General features: G+C 55.5%; 10 protein-coding genes and 2 tRNA genes. 1 reads left to right on the top strand and 11 read right to left on the bottom strand.

The genetic code is table 11. The features are described from left to right. Positions 1 to 102: 102 nt before the first annotated feature. From NPS58_RS17320 to rpsU, 11 genes are all read right to left on the bottom strand, one after another. Complete coding sequence (locus NPS58_RS17320) at positions 103 to 2268, bottom strand: AAA family ATPase (RefSeq protein WP_274116590.1); 2166 nt, start codon at positions 2266 to 2268, stop codon at positions 103 to 105. Next, a complete protein-coding gene (locus NPS58_RS17315) occupies positions 2265 to 2738 on the bottom strand; it encodes a hypothetical protein (protein WP_265536847.1) in 474 nt (157 codons plus the stop codon). Before NPS58_RS17315 ends, NPS58_RS17320 begins: the two co-directional genes overlap by 4 nt. Further along, on the bottom strand, positions 2725 to 3393 hold the full coding sequence (locus NPS58_RS17310) for a hypothetical protein (protein WP_274116589.1): 669 nt from the start codon (positions 3391 to 3393) through the stop codon (positions 2725 to 2727). The genes NPS58_RS17315 and NPS58_RS17310 overlap by 14 nt, the downstream gene beginning before the upstream one ends. Beyond that, positions 3390 to 6626, bottom strand: coding sequence for a hypothetical protein (locus tag NPS58_RS17305; protein WP_274116588.1), 3237 nt, complete (start codon positions 6624 to 6626; stop codon positions 3390 to 3392). Before NPS58_RS17305 ends, NPS58_RS17310 begins: the two co-directional genes overlap by 4 nt. Beyond that, the gene (locus NPS58_RS17300; RefSeq protein ID WP_274116587.1) at positions 6619 to 8034 is read right to left on the bottom strand and encodes a tyrosine-type recombinase/integrase; all 1416 of its coding nucleotides are present in this window, start codon (positions 8032 to 8034) and stop codon (positions 6619 to 6621) included. Before NPS58_RS17300 ends, NPS58_RS17305 begins: the two co-directional genes overlap by 8 nt. Positions 8035 to 8196: 162 nt before the next feature. Continuing rightward, a tRNA-Ile gene (locus NPS58_RS17295) sits at positions 8197 to 8273 on the bottom strand. 27 nt (positions 8274 to 8300) lie between these two features. Next, positions 8301 to 8393: transfer RNA gene (locus NPS58_RS17290), tRNA-Ile, on the bottom strand. 14 nt (positions 8394 to 8407) lie between these two features. After that, positions 8408 to 12151, bottom strand: a complete 3744-nt coding sequence (locus tag NPS58_RS17285) for an EAL domain-containing protein (protein WP_274116586.1) — start codon at positions 12149 to 12151, stop codon at positions 8408 to 8410. Between the two features lie 129 nt (positions 12152 to 12280). Beyond that, positions 12281 to 14131, bottom strand: coding sequence for an RNA polymerase sigma factor RpoD (gene rpoD, locus NPS58_RS17280; protein WP_274116585.1), 1851 nt, complete (start codon positions 14129 to 14131; stop codon positions 12281 to 12283). A gap of 67 nt (positions 14132 to 14198) precedes the next feature. Next, complete coding sequence (dnaG, locus tag NPS58_RS17275) at positions 14199 to 16169, bottom strand: DNA primase (RefSeq protein WP_274116584.1); 1971 nt, start codon at positions 16167 to 16169, stop codon at positions 14199 to 14201. A gap of 305 nt (positions 16170 to 16474) precedes the next feature. Further along, positions 16475 to 16690 (bottom strand): 30S ribosomal protein S21, encoded by a 216-nt coding sequence (gene rpsU / locus NPS58_RS17270; RefSeq protein ID WP_002551877.1) that lies wholly within the window; start codon positions 16688 to 16690, stop codon positions 16475 to 16477. A 202-nt stretch (positions 16691 to 16892) separates the two neighbouring features. On the opposite strand from rpsU, the gene tsaD reads away from it, so the two are divergent. Then, positions 16893 to 17918, top strand: coding sequence for a tRNA (adenosine(37)-N6)-threonylcarbamoyltransferase complex transferase subunit TsaD (gene tsaD, locus NPS58_RS17265; protein WP_274116583.1), 1026 nt, complete (start codon positions 16893 to 16895; stop codon positions 17916 to 17918). Positions 17919 to 17932 lie beyond the last annotated feature (14 nt).

Raw genomic sequence — 17932 nt, 5'->3', positions numbered from 1 at the left:
ACCTCAGGTATTGGGCGCGGATCCTGCGATCATACTAGGAAGGCAAGGCGCCTAAAGAGGTAGCCCTGTCCAAAACGTTGTTGCTAACTACCGATTTGGAATTCAAACCGAGAAGCCAACACAGAGCGTGTCGCTTCGATTTGGGCGAGCTACCCCCTGTTGCACGATGTCCTGAGTGCCTAGGATCAAGGCCAGCCGCTTTGATCGCGAGACGCCGGTGTAGAGCATGCTCCGTTCCACAAAATCGCTTTGACTCAGAGAGCAAATGATGGACGTCTCGTACTCGCTGCCTTGCGCCTTGTGGATTGATATGGCGTAGGCGAGCTTCATCCCGAGCACGAACAAGTCCATCCTGGATAGGGTCACTTCGATCCCATTGAAGAGAAATACACCATAAATCTGGCCATCGATTGACGTAACGTTGGACATGATCCCGGTGTTGCCATTGAACAAATTATGCTCGTAGCTATTCTGGGTGACGATGACGGGGTCATTAACTCGCAGCCAGTATTTGCCCATCCAAATGCCCAGGGTCTCGTCTGTGTGCTGAAGCACGCTTTGCAGATGGTTGTTTATCTTGTGCCCGGAATCCGGCATGCGATCAGACATGTGGGGCGTCAGGATCTGAGCGTCAGGGATGATCTGCTTGATCTTCGCGAGGTGTGTCAGCATGTCCTGTGTGTTTGTACAGGGGATCAGATAAACCCCATCGCGCTCGCCATTCCAGAATGGCAAGGTATCCAGGTGACCAGATCTAATCTTCATGGCGATATTCTGAAGGTGACTGTTGCCGATAGACCTGTGAACCTTGCTCAGGTGGGTCGACGGTATCGCCTTCGATTTGGCCAGTGCATGGAAGAAGATTCCATAACCTACCGGTGATAACTGACCAGTATCGCCTACGAGCAAGAGAGACAGTTCTTTCTTCGCGAAGGCATTCAGCAGTTTCAGCATCAAGGCGATGTCTACCATGCTGGATTCATCAATGATTACCAGAGGGTCGCCTACAGTGCTGATCCCTGAGCTTGCGGTGCTGATTTTGATCAAGAAGCTGTGGATCGTGTAGGTGTCTCGGCCTACAGACTCCTTTGCGCGCTCCTTGGCTTTTCCACTCAGTGCTAAGACATGCACAGGACGGTGCTGAGAGGCTATATCAACGATGGCTTTCAGCACGGTTGTCTTGCCCGTACCGCCAAATCCAGTCAGCGTGCTGATGCGATTAGTAAGCGCCATCAGCACTGCATTTTTCTGGTCTCGGGTGAGTGAGTGTCCAAGCTCGCTCTCACTGTGTGCGCAGTAATCTTCAATCGCTTCCTTCAGTTCCTGCGGAGAACCGTGGAGCAATGAGGCCTGAGCGGACAGTAGAATCGCGACTCGCTGCTCAAGTTTACTTTCGACAAGGGCCGCTCCCAGTGGCTGGATAAGCGTCGTCCCTTGATGCTTCTTAACGCATACAGCACGCCTTTGTAGGGCGCAGTCGATAGCTTGGTCTACCAGTCTGGCGGATGGAAGCTTCTGCATAAGGGCAGCTTTTAGCTCTTCGATTTCGTATGCGGTATGACCCTGATCCAAGCGCACATAGAGCAAGTTCTCCACAAGGCCGGCCAGCCTGCGTGGGTCATCACGAGGTATGCCTAGCTTGGCTGCTGCGGCGTCTACGATTTTCCACATGTTCGGGTGGATGCCTTGAAACGCAACGAGGCTGTACGGATTAAGCTTCAGGCGCTCTACCGTATCCGTCTGGCAAACCTTGAGAATGCTTTTGGCGAGCCCAGGATCGAAGTCGTGCTCCATGAGAAACTCAATCGTTGAAATCTCATCCTGCAGTGTCCTCCAGGCATCCACGACCTTTTGGGCGAGATCAGGATTAATCAATTCCGCCAGTTGGCTGACTCTGCCTGCAGTCAATGCCTGAGCAAGGTTTTCTGCGCCAAATGCCCTGACAAGTTTCGAGACTTTCGTTTTGCCGAATGACAGCCCACGAAATGCAGGATGCTTTACCAGCAATCGTTCCACATATGCCGCTATGGGCAGGTTTACGATGTGGCAGCTTTCGATCAGAACGAAATCCCTGTACTGATCATGCCCTGTGATCGAGCCTTTGAACTGCCAGCATTCACCGGGTTGAGGTATGCGGGTGATGATTTTATAGCTGGCTCTGCATGTGTAAATTTTGTTTTGGCCAATGATGCGTCCGGAGAAGACTGCCCCGCCAAAACTGCCTGGCTTCACCGAGCTCACCTGGATTATGCTCGACAGATTGCTCATAGGATGAATGACCGCCCGGAGTCGATCATCAAGTCCTGCTGGCTACTGATTTCTTGTGCAGATGTCCGAAGCAACCGCAGCTCGGCAGAGAGTCGCTCAACTTGCTCGCGAAGCAGTTCGTTTTCCTTCGACTTTTGCTCAAGCATTACTCGCAACCGGTTCGCTTCGCGACTTTTCGAATCCGCCATATCAACCGCCAGAGACTCAGGGTCTTTGGCCGCAAAAAACTCACTGCCTATGCGGTGAATGTCCTTCGCGATGACCTGTTCCAGGGTCTGGCCCTGGGAGCAAAAGACCTTCTTTGCGCTTTCAGAAAACCACTGCCTACGATTACCACATTCATCAGCGATTTTGCTGAAGTTGACGGCGCCAAACTGATTCACAGGGAATTTTTTTCCGGCCTGTTCAAGCTGCAGCACGTAGTCCCTGTAGCGGTCGTACGGAGAGCGCTTCTGATCACTTGTGTCCATGGCTTTTCTCTTTCGCTTTCAACCACAGTATGAACGGCTCAACTACCTCTGTTGGCACGAGTCCCTCCCTAGGTTCAAGGTCGTCAAAACTGCAGCAAATCTTTTTAGCCTGCATGTCAACCGTAAACATCCCATCACTTGCATCGAGCACCAACTTGAGGGCCCGGCAGGTTTTGTCAAACTTCGCCATGAATCCTTGATCCACATGCGTTGTGTCCGGCAGGGTTACTGGCTGAGCACCATGGCTACGGAGGGCTGAGCGCAGAGCTTCGACCTCCTTCCTCAGTTTCTCTGTCTCAGCTTGAAGTTGGTCTGCTCGCTGAACGGCCAGCTTTCCGACAAGCTTGTCCTTCTTGGACTCCATGTTTTCAGCAGCATCCCAGTGCTTGAAGAATATTGGCCCGAGCAGAGTCCAATAGTCAGTGCTCTGTACCAAGGTTCTGTAGCCAATCTTCTTTTCGTTTACAGGAAGCCCATCGTTGTAAAGTTCGGCGCAGAATCTTGAGTAAGGCGTAACCCCATCGAATGATGCTTTTCCTACGAAAGACTTCAGCTTAGGTATTACTTCGTCTTTAATTCGGGAAATTCTATAGTCGCGGTTCAGCTTTTGAGAGCCTGCAAAGCGGTTTTGGCCCTTTTTCGCACCTTTGCTCATGCAGGAACACCTCCTGGGCTCGAAATTAGCTTCAGGATTGCAGTAGGTCGTTCCAAGGCCATGGGCTTACTCATTGCATCATTCAAATCATGCAGTGAAAGACCCAGAACTTCACACGTAGACCGAATCAGGCCCCTAAATTCATCGATCAACGTGAATCCTGTAGGAGCTTCTTGCAGCATGCGGTTAAAGTCCCCAGTGAATGCAAGGAGCTTGTTTCTTGCCACTTTAACCTGCTTGTCTAACTGTGGAGTGAAATACTCCGCATGCGACTTGGCTTCTGCAGTGCGAGCAATCAGGTTGGAAAGGGAGTCTTTTTTAAGCTCTAAGCGCTCTAGGTGCTCCGAAACGATTTCAGGTTTCTCTACCAGAAAGCTCTCGCGCGTTTTGATTTCGTTATGCATTTGCTCAAGGCAGTGAGCAGTAACGCTCCATGAAATGATCTCTGCGGCGAGAAATTTGCGACGATTGGCTTTCGGTACAAGGCTTTCAGGCGATGCCCCATTTCTTTTAGCCTCGGCAATGTATGCCTCCAGCTCGCTACACTCATCAGTCAGCACACGGATGTGACCATAAATCCTCGGGAGATGGTCGACGGTTTTGACCGAGTAATAGCAGCCTCCGCACGGCATGCTAACCCCAGGAATGGCACCCAGGTCTTTAATGACGTCCGCTGGGCAGCGATTACCAAATGGGCAGATATGAGTGGGCATGAAGGCCAGCGAATCTATGGGACGCTGCCTTGTCTCCCTGACGCCCGAAACCACATCATCCTTGGTCTCACGGTCAAATGAGATTGCACCGAAGTCAATCAGAGACTTCTCTTTGTCTCGCCGGAACGCTTGCTGAAGCTTCGATGCAACGTCCTCGGCTTTAATGTTGGACATTGATGGGCGGTCGGCTAACCAGCCATGTTCAATACTCATTTTTTGATACTGGGCGACAGATTTGAGGTACACAGGGTCAACTTTTGCGTAATACATTACATGTTCATCACTGGCCTGGCCGGTAATGAATGCACCGATGATGTGGGGCGGCAAAATTGGGATGTATTCAGACACAACTGATACTCGGCAGGAATGCGGAGTATGTTCAATTAGTTTGCAGGCCTGCCGTTCAAGTTTGATCGCAGTGAGGTAGTCGTGAGGGTCATCAATAGATTCCAGCTCTCCCACAGCCTCTGGCATTGCGTTCGTCGTCTGAATGCCCAGCTGAAACCTGCAGAAGAGGTCGAAAGAGTAAATGAGTCTTTTAAAATATTTTGCGTACGCCTCTGGATTCAGCACGCCAGGAGTATTTCCCTTTGGAAATAGCGTGATGATTTTTCCGTGCTCATTTTCCTCATGGTAGTCATACCAAGTCTCGATATCCATTGCTGGGTCGTTAAACCAAGGGATCATGGCTTTTTGACGATCCAGTAGTTCAATTACTGACTTCGAAACTGTGGCGTCCCATGCGCCGTTTACTTTATCAGTGTTGATACGTAACTTGCAGAGCGGAGGTAGGGGTCTTGATCTATCAATTAGCATGTCATAGGTTCGCTTCTCCAGCCAACGTATGTGAATGCTACGGACACCTGTCTCCAGCGCGATGATATTATGTCTGATGTAATTGAGCTGTGGATAGAATACCCATTTCCCCTCTCGCTCCACCGAGTGATCAATAATTGGCACGACGAACCTTGGGAGAAGTTTCAGTGCCTCGTATTTCATCGGACGATTGTTTTCGGATTTGGGCTGCGAAGCGTCAAATGATGGGTTCTTGTAGAACACAATTGGAACGTACCCAAGTTTTTCAGTTTGGACGACTTTTTGGGTTTTATTCCAGTCCTTTGTGTCAATATCGGCCCTGTATATTTTGTCGAACAGATTTATTTGTTCGTGATATACCCTTTCAGCCAGGTGTGTTGTGAAAGATTCTATCGCGTAACAGTATTGGATAAGGTATGGGAAATGCTCGGAATGAAACGCAGGTTTGTTAGAGCTATTACTTCTTCGGACGATGGGGAAGTCGAGCTCAAGTATGGGGCAAACAAAACCACAAAGCTTCTCGTCGGTGTTTGAGCGAGCCGCCAAGTAGTTAAAAAAGCTTGTGATGTGGTACATGATCTGTTGGATCGTTGAGTTTGACCAGCCTCTGTGCAGGAAAGTGAGGAAGCCTATGTATCCATCACCTTCCATGTGCGTCCGATTAAGCTCAGTCGGTTGAGGAGGAAGCAATCCTGTGGCAGTAGGGTATTCGCCAAATAACCAAGTATTCAGGACTGAAAAGCTTTTGGTGTAAGCATCGAAAGATTTAATTCCCCGAGACTTTTGTAGGGTGATGTATTTGTCTTGATATTTCAACCATAATTCGACACTTTCCTTATGCTCATCAGGATAGTCATATTCTCCAGACGCCAAGGCTTTTCTGCTGGCTTGCAAGTAATTTTTAGGGCGGACGACTGCCTGGCTACATCTGTCAAAATACAGCCTCTGAACATAGTTCCAAAACGCGGCTGGGGCGATGGGGTACTGGAACCAGTCAACGTCATTTCTTCGCGCTAAGACTAAGTGGTCGGCGAGGTCAGCGATGTCTTTTGGGTTGATGTCTTCGATTCTATGCCAGTCTGTGCAACGAATCATGCGCCATGCGCACCATCCAAAGTTTCTGACTGCACTAGGTTTCATTACGGAGGTGATATCCGGAATGTCTTCGTAGGGAACATGCGAGACAAATGGTTTGCTCACAAATGCTAGCACCTCGGTGTAGGATGCTGCAGCAAACTCATAGAAATTGGTTCCTGCTTCCTGATTGTGAACCGTGGGCTTCCTTAGGTCAGCTGGGAGCAGAACAGCTCGCGTCTGCCAGAGAAAGTGGAGAATTAAGACGCAGTCCCTACTCAGCCTCTCCAAGGAAGACTTGTTGAGCCAGTCAATAGAGGACTTCGGAACGACCTGCTTCGCAATTTCTATCGGCGCAGTCTTTTTCGTGCAAGCTAAAGCATTTCGCACCCACACTTCATCGTAAATAGGTGCATTCGCCACATTCAGGTGGTCATCAAACAGGCGCACGATGGACGCGTTGTAATATTCGTTACGAGCGCTGCTTGTAACCTTGCTTGGAGAGATATAGTTCGTGCCAAACAACTCTTTGCAGACGCAAGCCTTTGCTTTGGTGATCGCCTCTTTGATTGAGCTCTCCAAGGATGTTCCGGTCTTGATAATCTGAATATCTTTGGTCAGGTTAATCATGTTGCGTCCCTTGAATGCGATTCGCCTCTTCCTTCAATACTTCGAGCTGGCGTAGATAAAATTCCTCACGAATAGTGCTAAAGGAGGCATCGCCTCTCTGCATGACGTATTGGTTAGCATGCTGGATATATGCTTCGATGATGTCGGTATCGTGCTTTGCGTACTTCATCGTGGATGTGACGCTGGCATGGCCCATCAGGATCTTCACGTATGTAATGGGCAGGCCAGGAAGGGGCTGTCCAGGAACTGGCATGTAATTAAGCGTGTAAGTTCCGTACATATGCCTAAGCGAATGAGTGCTGATGCCTGTGACGTCCGGCAAGCCTGCCTTCAAGGCGTATTTCTTGAGGGTTTTGTCACGGCTACTCCTGTCGCTTGCGAAGAAGGGCCTACCGTCAGAGTTTTGAAATAAGAAATCATGTCCAACGCTAGAGTTGTATTCTAGGGTCAGGTACTTCTCAAGGTTCTCCCAGAATATTTTAGCGAATGGCTCAATCATGAAGGTCACCTCGGTCTCCCGACCTTTCCAGGAGAGAAGCTTATGCTCTTCTTCAGTAATGCCAGGCGTTTTCCTTGCAAAGGGGTCGCGTAGGAACACTGCAAAATCGTCATCATCGATGTCAGGCATTCGAACTTGTAGCGCCTCGCTTGTACGCGAACCTGTCGCGGCGAGTAGGGCATATAGCGTCATGTCCCTGTAAAATGTCGTGGACTTTGCAGGCTTGGCCTGTCTGAGAAATTCGACGGATCGTTCTATAGGGAATGGGAGAATCTTGAACGGCTGCTTCTCGTTTTTCCCGCTCCTACGCCCTGCTTTAGGAAACAGCTTATCTTTCTTACGTTTTGGCAGAACTGAGTTCAGCGAGCCACGAATGACTGCTGCCATCCAAGAATTGGCTTTTTGGGCCGAAACCTCACATTGACTTCGATATTCGGCCTTGCTCAAGTAGAACCGACTGAACAGATGGTCAGGTGCTGTCATGTTTTTTGACTCGGCTACGTCAAGAAACCATCGAATAGACGACTCTATGGATTCTGCGATTGAGTTTTGACCGGTCAGCCGTGTCTTCCCCAGGCTATGGGCCAGCGTCTTCGCTATCGGGTTCGTGGCGTCCGTACCGAAGAGGAGATAAACCTGGTAGCTGTAGATGACGGTCTCGATAGTGACCTCGACATCTGCAGGAAATTGGGTCTTCGTCGCCTCATACACGTAGTCGATGAAGCGGCCCACGTGCTCCGAGTAGAGCTTATCGGTGTTTGCTGCATAGCCCTTACGTGCCAGCCAAGTCGTGTAGTCGGTGAACGGTTTGAACTCGCGTGCCTCGTCGGGCATGTCAGGGTCGAGATGAAGCAGGATGTAGTTAGCCTCGCTCGTAACAGGCGCTTCGACCAAGATAAAGTTTTTCATGAGCTCTCGATTCCAAATACCACACCCTATTAGCTTTGGGTGTTGCCCTTGCAGTGTCAAGGAAAAATCGAAAATCGCCGGATTCTTGGAACGAAGAAAGCTCCGTCAGCGTGGTCATCGACCTTCTGCGGAGTTGGGTAGGTGCTTGATTTTAGGGGGGTATGGGGCCACTGGAGGGAATCGAACCCTCGACCTGCCGATTATGAGTCGGACGCTCTAACCGATTGAGCTACAGTGGCATTGAGTAACTACAAACTAACAAAAATTGGCTCCAAATACCACACTGGCATTCGTACCACATAAGAACCGTGGACCAAAGGATTATGAGTCCTCTGCTCTAACCAACTGAGCTATAGGCCCCAGTGGTCGCGGATTATAACGAGGGTTTCCAGGCTGTGCCATCCGAAAGATCCGAAAGTGCTATGCGAAGAAATGTTGCGGCGAACTCATCGGCCGACAATGGCAAGCTGACGATGTAGCCCTGGATCTGTTCGCACCCCTCGGCCGCCAGGAAGCGTTGCTGGGCCTGGGTCTCGACACCTTCGGCAATGATGGTCAGTTGCATGCTGCGCCCCAGGGCAATGATCGCCCGGGCAATGGCGACATCATGGGGGTCATCAGGCAGGCCGCGGATGAAAGACTGGTCGATCTTGAGGATGTCCAGGGGCAGCCGCTTGAGGTAGCTCAACGACGAATAGCCGGTGCCAAAGTCATCAATCGCCAGCTGTACGCCGAGTTGCTTGAGCTGGTGAAGGATGGCCAGGGCCTCTTCGGCCTGGCTCATGATGAAGTTCTCGGTGATTTCCAGTTGCAGGTCGCCGGCCTTCAGATGATGGGTCTTGAGCAGTTGCTCGATGCGTTTGACCAGGCTCGGTTGGCGCAGTTGGGCGCCGGCCAGGTTGACGGAGAGGGGGCCGAAGGCCAGGTAGTGCTGCTTCCAGGTTTGCATTTGGCGGCAGGCCTGTTCCAGTACCCAGTCGCCCAGTTGCAGGATCATGCCGTTTTCTTCGGCGAGGCCTATGAAGTGTTCTGGCGGCACTTCACCGAGCAGCGGATGCGTCCAGCGGATCAGGGCTTCGGCGCCTACCAGGCTCTGGGTTTTCAGGCTGAACTTGGGTTGGTAGCTCAGGCTCAGTTCATTACGCTCTATGGCGCGTCGCAGCTCGTGTTCCAGGGCAATGCGTTCGCTGGCCTGGGCGGTCAGGTCGCGGGTATAGGACTCGACCCGGTTGCGGCCCTTGGCCTTGGAGCGGTACATGGCGGCATCGGCATTACGGATCAGCGAGGCGACGTCGGTGCCGTCCTGTGGGTACAGGCTGGTGCCGATACTGGCACTGGTGAAGAATTCGTGTTCACCGGCCTGGAACGGGGCGCTGAAGCAGGCCAGCAGCTTGTTGGCGATGAGGCTGGCATCCCCGGGCTGGTGCAGGCCGGGTAGCAGAATGATGAATTCGTCGCCGCCCAGGCGCGCCACGGTGTCAATGTCGCGCACTTGTTCCTTGAGGCGCTGGGCGATGCCCTTGAGCAGCAGGTCGCCCACCGGATGACCCAGGCTGTCGTTGATATGTTTGAAGCGGTCCAGGTCCAGGAACAGCACCGCGCCTTGGCGCTGGGAGGCTTGCGCGCAGGTGAGCGCCGCCTGCAGGCGATTCTCGAACAGGGTGCGGTTGGGCAGGCCGGTGAGGGGGTCGTGGTGGGCCTGGTAGTCCAGCTTGGCCTGGGCGTGCTTGAGGCTGGAAATGTCGGCGAAGACGGCGACGAAGTGGGTGATGATCCGCTCGCTGTTGCGCACGGCACTGATGGTCAACCAGCTGGGATAGAGCTCGCCGCTTTTGCGCCGATTGTAGATTTCGCCCTGCCAGTGGCCTTCTGCGGTCAACTGGTGCCACATGGCCGCGTAGAACGCGCTGTCGTGCTGTCCGGAGGCAAGCAGGCGCGGTGTCTGGCCCAGGGCTTCGAATTCGTTGTAGCCGGTGATTTCGCTGAAAGCGCGGTTGACTGCGCTGATGCGTTGGTCGGTATCGGTAATCAGTACGCCTTCGGCGGTATTTTCGAACACCGTCGCGGCCAGTTGCAGTTTTTCCTGCATCAGGTGGCGCTCGGTGATGTCGCGGGCAATGGTCAGCATGCAGTCGACACCGGCGATCGGCAGGGGGCGGGCCGACAGTTCACACAAGCGGATCTGCCCGTCACTGCGGCGGATATGGCAACTGAAGTCCCGCACGAAGCCGTCTTTTTGGAGCATTTGCAGCAGGCGTCGCCGCTCGTTGAGATCAACCCACATGCCCAGGTCCAGCGAGGTCTGGTCCAGCGATGCGTGGCTGTCGAACCCGGTCAGGCGGCAGAAACCCTCGTTGACTTCGATCAGCAGGCCATCGCTTTGCCGGGAAAGCAGCAAGCCATCCGGGGAGGCATGGAAGGCCTTGGCAAATTTCTCTTCCGAGGTGCGCAACTGCTCCTGGGTTTCCTTGAGTTGGCTGATGTCGCGCACTGCCACCACCAGCGCCGGGGTGCTGTCGAGTTCAATGGTTTCGGCCGAGAGGAGGCCGGTGAACAGGTGGCCGTTGCTGCGCCGGAACAATGTCTCCAGATTGCGGATGCTGCCGGACTGCAGGCGCTCAAGCAGTTTTGGGCCGATCGCGTCGATGTCCCAGATGTTCAGCTCGGTGGCGGTACGGCCAACGACCCTGTCGGCGTCCAGGCCGATCTGCTCTTCGAATGCCTCGTTGACTTCCAGCAAGCAGCCGTCGCTGAGGCGGGCGATCAGCAGGATGTCCGGGCATTGCTGGAACACCGAGGCAAACTTCTGCTCCGACAGGCGCAGGGCCTCTTCGGCATTCTTGGTTTCGCTGATGTCGATCATCAGCCCGCGCATCACGGGCTTGTGCCCATGTTCGATCAGGCTGACGATGTCACGAACCCAGAGGGTGTGCCCATTGGCGCAGATGACGCGGTAATCCAGGCTGTGGTCGCGCCCGGCGGCGGTCTCGCTGTCGCAGTAGGCCTGGGCCCAGAGGGCGTCGTCGGGGTGGATGATGCTGCGCCAGAAGCCCGGGCGCAGCCAGTGGCTCAAGGGATAGCCGAGCAGGTCTTCTGCATGGGGCGAGACATAGTTGTAGGTGAAGTCGTTGGCGTCGGCTTCCCAGGCAATCGCCGAGAGGCTCTCGACCAGGCCGCGGTAGTGGTATTCACTGCTGCGCAGCTCTTGTTCCAGGGCCACGCGTCGGGAAATTTCCGAACTCAGGCGTCGATTGACCCGCATCACTGCCGCCAGTATCGCAACCAGCAGCAGTACGGCGGGCAGCCCATAGAGGAGAAGGTCGAACCAGACCGTGCGATGGTCCAATACCTTGCCGATCCAGCGCTCCTGAATATCGCTGATTTCGGAGGCGCTCATGTCGGCCATGACCTTGTCGAGGATACCGACCAGGATTTTCTGGTCTTGGGGCACCGCCATGGCCAGTTGATAACGATAGGGGGTTTCACCGCTGACATACATGCCTTCAAGCTTGAGCTGGCGCAGACTCCAGATGCTCGAGGCGAGATCGCCGACCACGGCATCGACTTCGTCGGTGGCCAATGCCTGCAAGGTTGAGCTGACATTGCGCATGGCGACCAGGTTCAGGTCGGGGTGGTGGGTGCGCAGTAGTTCATGGGGCGCGTAGTTTTCCACCACGGCAATCTTCAATCCGTAGAGGTCCTTGATGTTGCGTGGCTGCGCACCGCCCTTGTGGGCGAGGATGACGATCGGAAAGTCCAGGTAGGGGCGGGTGAAGGCGAGAAAGCCCTGGCGCTCGGGTGTCGACATGATCCCGGGGAGCACGTCCAGTTTGTTCTGGCGTGCCTGTTCCAGGACGGCGGTCCAACTGGTTGGTTCGACCAGTTTGAACGTGACGCCCAGTCGATCCTGCATCAGGGCAATGTAATCGGCAGCCAATCCCTGGTAGCGGCCTTCCTGGTCACGGTACTCGAAGGGTGGCCAGGATGCGTCGACACCCACGCGCAGCTGCGGGTGGGCGCTGAGCCAGGCTTGTTCTTCGTCTGTCAGGGTCAAGGCGCCGGCCGCTGCGCTCCAGAGTAATGAGAGCAACAACAGAAGGGCCGGCATTCTGGGCATAGCGGCCTCGTCACACAGGTAGGTTGTTTTCGAGTGTAGACGGGCATTTCGCCAGCGGGGTAGTGGCGAAAGTCTTAAAGTTTTCTATGGCACAAAAAGAAAAACCCCGGCCTGGGCCGGGGTTCGTCATCACTCGTCGAGGAAGGAGCGCAGATGCTCGCTTCGCGTCGGGTGGCGCAGCTTGCGCAGCGCCTTGGCTTCAATCTGGCGGATCCGTTCACGGGTCACGTCAAACTGCTTGCCGACCTCTTCGAGGGTGTGATCGGTGTTCATGTCGATACCGAATCGCATGCGCAGCACCTTGGCTTCGCGTGCGGTCAGACCGGAGAGCACATCACGGGTCGCTTCCTTGAGGCTTTCGACCGTGGCGACATCGATTGGCGACTGCATGGTCGAGTCTTCGATGAAGTCACCCAGGTGCGAATCTTCGTCGTCGCCGATCGGGGTTTCCATGGAGATCGGCTCTTTGGCGATCTTCAGTACCTTGCGGATCTTGTCCTCAGGCATTTCCATGCGTTCGCCCAGCTCTTCCGGGGTCGGTTCGCGACCCATTTCCTGCAGCATCTGCCGGGAAATACGGTTGAGTTTGTTGATCGTCTCGATCATGTGCACCGGAATACGGATGGTGCGGGCCTGGTCGGCAATCGAACGGGTGATTGCCTGGCGAATCCACCAGGTGGCATAGGTCGAGAACTTGTAGCCGCGACGGTATTCGAACTTGTCCACCGCCTTCATCAGGCCGATGTTGCCTTCCTGGATCAGGTCGAGGAACTGCAGGCCGCGGTTGGTGTACTTCTTGGCGATCGAGATAACCAGACGCAGGTTGGCCTCGACCATCTCTTTCTTGGCGCGACGAGCCTTGGCTTCACCGATCGACATGCGACGGTTGATGTCCTTGATCTCGGCGATGGTCAGGCCAGTCTCGTTCTCAAGGTCGATCAGCTTCTGCTGGCAAGCGACGATTGCGGCGTCTTTCTCGCCCAGGGCGGCAGCCCACTTGGTGCTGCGCTTGGCAAGGTCACCGCTCCAGGTCTGGTCGGTTTCGTTGCTTGGGAACAGGCGCAGGAAGTCGGCGCGTGGCATACGTGCATCACGTACGCACAACTGCATGATTGCGCGCTCTTGCTGACGCAGGCGATCAAGGGCACTACGCACGCGCTCGACCAGGCCTTCGAACTGCTTGGGCACCAGCTTGATCGGCATGAACAGCTCAGCCAGTTCGAGCATCGCCTTGATGCTGTCCTTGTGGCTGCGGCCATTCTTCTTCAAGACCTTGAGGGTGGCGTTCAGTTGTTCCTGAACAGCACCGAAACGCTGGCGAGCGACTTCAGGATCGGGACCGCTCTCGGCCTCTTCCTCTTCTTCGGCGCCTTCTTTCTCTTCGTCTTCATCGTCGTCGGCATCGGCCTTGGCCGGGGCTTTCGGATCGATCGGCGGTGGCACTTCGGCTGGTGGCGCAATGCCATCGTCCGGGTCGATATAACCGCTCAGGACGTCGGACAGGCGGCCACCTTCGGTGGTGACGCGATCGTACTCGGAGAGAATGTGTTCGACGGTACCGGGGAAATGAGCGATAGCGCCCATGACTTCACGGATACCTTCTTCGATACGCTTGGCGATTTCGATTTCGCCTTCGCGGGTCAACAGCTCGACGGTACCCATTTCACGCATGTACATGCGCACCGGGTCTGTCGTGCGACCGATATCGGTTTCCACAGCCGCCAACGCAGCAGCGGCTTCTTCAGCTGCGGCTTCGTCGGTGTCGGCTTCGGCCAACAAAAGGGCATCCGCATCCGGAGCACTCTCGAATACGTTGATCCCCATGTCGTTGATCATGCGGATGATGTCTTCCACCTGCTCCGGATCTGAAATATCCTCTGGCAGGTGGTCGTTGACCTCCGCGTAAGTCAGGTAACCCTGCTCACGACCGCGGGTGATCAACTCTTTGATGCGAGACTGCTGTTGCGCTTTTCCGGACATAACACCCTATCCACTGAAGGTCTTGGCGGGCAAAAAACAAGCCGAGGATTATACCCGAGCTAGGACCTCACGCGCCAGTTGAGGTCGGGGTTTGTGCGGGAACATTCCGGCTTAGCAGGTCGCGCAGCTGATTTTTTTCCTCTGCGCTCAATTCACTTTGACGTGCTTTCCTGAGCAGATGTTCCAGGCTTCGCTCGCGTTGACGAGCGGACAAGCTAGTAATGGTGTCGAAAAACTGTTGTTCAAGGTTGTCGGCGTCGATGAGCCATTCCTTTTCTGCCAAGGCTCGTAACAAGCGACCCTGTTCGGTGCCATGCCAGCGGGCGATCAGCTGTAGTGAGCGTAGCTCAGGATTCTTTTGCAAGGCCTCGAGCAGAGCGACCAGCAGCTGGGCGTAGACGTGTTCCTCGGCTGCAAAGTGACCGGCATCCTCGACCTTTTTAGCCAGTTGCGGATGGTGCAGCAGGGTGCGCAAAGCGCTCAAGGTCGGGGGCTCCACCGAAGTGGGTATCCGGGGTGGCGCGTCCTGGCGCTGGCCGTTGCGATCCCACGGCTTGCCCTTCTTGTCCCAGGGCTTGCCTTCCCATTTCTTCTTCCCGCCCTTGTTCGGCGTCCACTGTTGTTGCGGTGGAGCGTGGTCGGGCTGGTGAAAATCACCATAGTCCGGCGTGTAGTCGGGAATGGCGTCGTAATCAATGCCTGGGTCGTAGCTTGGCGGTGCTTCGACGGGGGCGCTATGGCTCAGTTGCTCGACCTGCTGATTGTCGAGGCCGGTTATTTCCTTGAGGCGATTGCGCATCAGGGCGCGCAAGTTGGCGCCGGGTACTTTTTCGATCAACGGTGCTGCGAGGGTGGCCATGTGTGCCTTGCCTTCGAGCGATCGCGGGTCGGCTTCTTCGGTCAGCTGCTGAAAAAAGTAGTCGGCCAGGGGCTGGGCATGCTGGTTGATCCGGGCGCGGAAGGCGTCGGTACCTTCCGTTCGGATCAGGGTGTCCGGGTCCTCGCCTTCGGGCAGGAACAGGAAGCGAGCCTTGCGACCGTCCTGCAGGCTCGAGAGCGTGGACTCCAGCGCGCGCCAGGCGGCATTGCGGCCTGCCTGGTCGCCATCGAAGCAGAACAGTACGCTGGGCACCACGCGAAACAGGCGTTTGAGGTGCTCTTCGCTGGTGGCCGTACCCAGGGTTGCTACTGCATTGCGCAGGCCTTGCTGGGCCAGCGCAATGACATCCATGTAGCCTTCGACCACGATGATTTCATCGAGGTTGCGGTTGAACTTGCGGGCTTCATACAGCCCGTACAGCTCCTGGCCCTTGTGGAAAACCGGGGTTTCCGGGGAGTTCAGGTACTTGGGCTTGTCGTCACCCAGCACCCGGCCGCCAAAGGCAATGACACGACCGCGGCTGTCGCGGATCGGGAACATCACCCGGTCGCGAAAGCGATCGTAGCGTTTGCCGCTTTCGGCGTTCTCGATCAGCAGGCCGGCATCGATCATGGCCTTTTGTTGCAAGGTGTCGCTGCTCAAGTGTTTGAACAGGTTATCCCAGCCCGGAGGTGCGTAGCCCAGGCCAAAATCACGAGCGATTTCGCCAGATAACCCGCGGCCCTTGAGATATTCCACGGCAGAACGGCGTGTCGGATGGCTTTTCAGTGCCTGGCGATAATACTCGGCAGCGGCTTCCAGCAACGGATAGAGCGGAGAGTCCGTGGGCTGGCGTGGCTTTTGCCCGCGCCCGCCTTCTTCGCGCGGGATCTCCATCCCGGCGGCCTTGGCCAGTTCCTCGACCGCCTGGGGGAAGTCCAGGTTGTCGTGGTCCATGATGAAGCCAAGGGCGTTGCCGCCCGCGCCGCATCCGAAGCAGTAATAGAACTGCTTGTCGGGGCTGACACTGAAGGACGGGGTTTTTTCTTTATGGAACGGGCAGCAGGCGGTGAGGTTCTTGCCGGCCTTTTTCAGTTGCACGCGCGAACTCACCACATCGACGATGTCGGTACGGTTGAGCAGGTCGTCGATGAAACTTTGGGGAATCAGCCCGGCCATGGCACTCTCATCATCAGGCGATAAACAAGTGTAATCGCTAATGCTGCAGGAACGGCTGCGCGTTCGAGCGATGTCGAATGGCGTAACACAAAATTCGGAAAGACGTGCTCGTCGGTAGCCGGTGAAGGCTCGTCAGTAATGACGCGCACAGCTGGCGTTTGAGGCCAGTTCTGACGATTCAGGCAGGTTGTCCGCGCTGTAGAACAACGGGACGCCTCGGACCCAAGGGTCTGAGGATCAAGCATCGACTGCCGGCAGCCCGGCTTTGGGCCGGGCGAGGCAGAAGCTTGCGTCGGACGTCTGTATTAGTACAGGCGAACGGCGCGGCGCTGTTCGCGCTGAACTTTCTTGGCGTGACGTTTAACAGCGGCTGCTGCTTTGCGCTTACGCTCAGAAGTCGGCTTCTCGTAAAATTCGCGGCTACGAACTTCAGCCAGAACACCGGCTTTTTCGCAGGAGCGCTTGAAACGACGCAGAGCTACGTCGAAGGGTTCATTCTCTTTAACTTTGACGGCTGGCATCCAGAGCTACCTTCATTCATTACCGGGGGTCAACGAACTCGTGGCAAAACTGTGCACTGGAGAACGTCGGTTTTTAAGGGTTGCGGATGTTAACCCTTAGCCAGCCGGAATGCAAAGCCTCTGATCGAAAACCGCTGGTCGGCACCCTGAGTGGGGACTATCATGCGCGGCTTCGAATTCAGCCTCCACAAGGCGCAGACCCATGCTAGTACTGGGATTGGAAACATCCTGCGACGAAACCGGCGTCGCATTATACGACAGTGAGCGCGGTCTTCTGGCCGATGCATTGTTCAGTCAAATCGACCTGCACCGCGTCTATGGCGGCGTGGTGCCAGAGCTCGCCTCCCGCGATCACGTCAAGCGCATGCTGCCGTTGATCCGCCAGGTCCTGGCCGAGGCGGACTGCGTGGCTACCGAGATCGACGCCATTGCCTATACCGCAGGCCCAGGGCTGGTCGGGGCGCTGCTGGTGGGCGCTTCCTGCGCCCAGGCGTTGGCCTTCGCCTGGGGCATTCCGGCGTTGGGGGTGCACCACATGGAGGGCCACCTGCTGGCGCCGATGCTCGAAGAGCAGCCTCCGGAGTTCCCGTTCGTCGCCTTGCTGGTCTCCGGCGGTCATACCCAGTTGGTACGGGTCGACGGTATTGGTCGCTACGAGCTGCTGGGCGAATCCCTTGATGATGCGGCGGGCGAAGCGTTCGACAAGACCGCCAAGCTGATGGGGCTCAACTACCCGGGGGGGCCTGAAATCTCCCGCCTGGCGACTCAGGGCGTGCCGGGGCGTTTTATTTTCCCTCGGCCGATGACCGACCGTCCTGGCCTGGATTTCAGCTTCAGCGGTCTGAAAACCTTCGCCCTGAACACCTGGCAGCAGTGCCAGAAAGCTGGAGACGACGGCGAGCAAACCCGTTGCGACGTGTCGCTGGCCTTCCAGCAGGCGGTGGTAGAAACTTTGACCATCAAGTGCAAGCGCGCCCTGAAGCAAACCGGCCTCAAGCGCTTGGTGATCGCCGGTGGCGTCAGTGCCAACAAGGCACTGCGGGCTTCGCTGGAAGAAATGCTCGCGGGCCTCAAGGGCAATGTCTACTACGCGCGGCCGCAGTTTTGCACCGACAATGGCGCAATGATTGCCTATGCCGGGTGTCAGCGCCTGGCGGCGGGGCAGCAGGAGAGCCTGGCTATCAGCGTGCAGGCGCGCTGGCCGATGGAGCAGTTGTCGCCGCTGTGATGAGCGTGGCTCAT

The sequence above is a fragment of the Pseudomonas putida genome (assembly GCF_028682455.1).
GTDB classification, from domain to species: Bacteria; Pseudomonadota; Gammaproteobacteria; order Pseudomonadales; family Pseudomonadaceae; genus Aquipseudomonas; species Aquipseudomonas putida_AA.
The sequence above is the reverse complement of the archived record's forward strand: the minus strand, read 5'-3'. Positions and strand labels throughout refer to the sequence as shown.

Coding starts and splice junctions, on each gene's coding strand:
- NPS58_RS17285 (WP_274116586.1), bottom strand. CDS start 12,151: ATGCCCAGAATGCCGGCCCTTCTGTTGTTGCTCTCATTACTCTGGAGC.
- dnaG (WP_274116584.1), bottom strand. CDS start 16,169: ATGGCCGGGCTGATTCCCCAAAGTTTCATCGACGACCTGCTCAACCGT.
- rpoD (WP_274116585.1), bottom strand. CDS start 14,131: ATGTCCGGAAAAGCGCAACAGCAGTCTCGCATCAAAGAGTTGATCACC.
- NPS58_RS17315 (WP_265536847.1), bottom strand. CDS start 2,738: ATGGACACAAGTGATCAGAAGCGCTCTCCGTACGACCGCTACAGGGAC.
- tsaD (WP_274116583.1), top strand. CDS start 16,893: ATGCTAGTACTGGGATTGGAAACATCCTGCGACGAAACCGGCGTCGCA.
- NPS58_RS17320 (WP_274116590.1), bottom strand. CDS start 2,268: ATGAGCAATCTGTCGAGCATAATCCAGGTGAGCTCGGTGAAGCCAGGC.
- NPS58_RS17300 (WP_274116587.1), bottom strand. CDS start 8,034: ATGAAAAACTTTATCTTGGTCGAAGCGCCTGTTACGAGCGAGGCTAAC.
- NPS58_RS17310 (WP_274116589.1), bottom strand. CDS start 3,393: ATGAGCAAAGGTGCGAAAAAGGGCCAAAACCGCTTTGCAGGCTCTCAA.
- rpsU (WP_002551877.1), bottom strand. CDS start 16,690: ATGCCAGCCGTCAAAGTTAAAGAGAATGAACCCTTCGACGTAGCTCTG.
- NPS58_RS17305 (WP_274116588.1), bottom strand. CDS start 6,626: ATGATTAACCTGACCAAAGATATTCAGATTATCAAGACCGGAACATCC.